This is a genomic window from Desulfovibrio sp. 1188_IL3213, assembly GCF_036763145.1.
Classification (GTDB): domain Bacteria; phylum Desulfobacterota; class Desulfovibrionia; order Desulfovibrionales; family Desulfovibrionaceae; genus Desulfovibrio.
The window spans coordinates 1-796 of record NZ_JBAIYR010000686.1 but is presented as its reverse complement, the minus strand read 5'-3'; the positions used below and the strand labels follow the sequence as shown (position 1 = coordinate 796).

Genomic DNA, 796 nt, shown 5'->3' with positions numbered 1-796 from the left:
GCAGGGCCAGTTCGTGCCGCCCCACCCGCGCGGCCAGCACGTCGGACGGCAAGACCGAACGGCAGGCATCGGCAAATTTGCGCATGAATTTTTCGGCAAAGGCAAAACCGTGCCGCCGTACAACATCCGGCCCGTTGTTCATGCGCAGGAGCACAATGCCCATACACATGCGGTGCATGGGCGCGGCAAGCCCCTCGGGGGCTGAGGGTTCTTCAAGGTGCGCCCGCACTCTTTCGGCTTCGCCTTCCATCCGGGCAAAAAGGCTTTCTTCCGTGGCAAGGCCGGTAACCGCATCCGTGCGCACAGCCTTGGCGCGCGCCAGATTTTCAAGAATCAGCCCCGTAATGGCGGGCAAAATCTCCAGCAAGGGGCGCACCTCGCGGGCGCGAACACCGTGCAGCATGACCATGCCCAAAAGCTGTTCTTTCCAGATCAGGGGCAAAAGCAGTTTGCGCTCACGCGCCAGCAATTGCGGTTCATCCGAAGCCTGATTTCTGGGAAAATACAGGGCATGCCCGCTGAAAGAAAAAAAAGTTGCCAGTTGCCTGCACAGCAAGCCTTCCATCTCCATAAGGTCTTCACGGGCCAGCTTACTCACGTCCCGGCGGCCATAATATTCGCGCCCCTGCAGGTCTGCGCCCCTGGCCGTGGCATATCCTGAACCTTCCAGCCGCCCGGCCCACTCGGGGTACGCCGCCTATGCCGGTATTTAAATCTATATCACTCCATTTCAGCCCCAGTAACGCTCCGCGCCGCATGCCAGTATATAGAGCAATACGGAGAAAAGCAGCGCAAT

Annotated in this window: 1 pseudogene; it reads right to left on the bottom strand. The window is 59.4% G+C overall.

Going from position 1 to position 796, the window contains the following annotated elements:
* Window positions 1-598: pseudogene (locus tag V6C16_RS14550) on the bottom strand (tetratricopeptide repeat protein); the annotation flags it as partial.
* Between the last annotated feature and the right edge of the window lie 198 nt (window positions 599-796).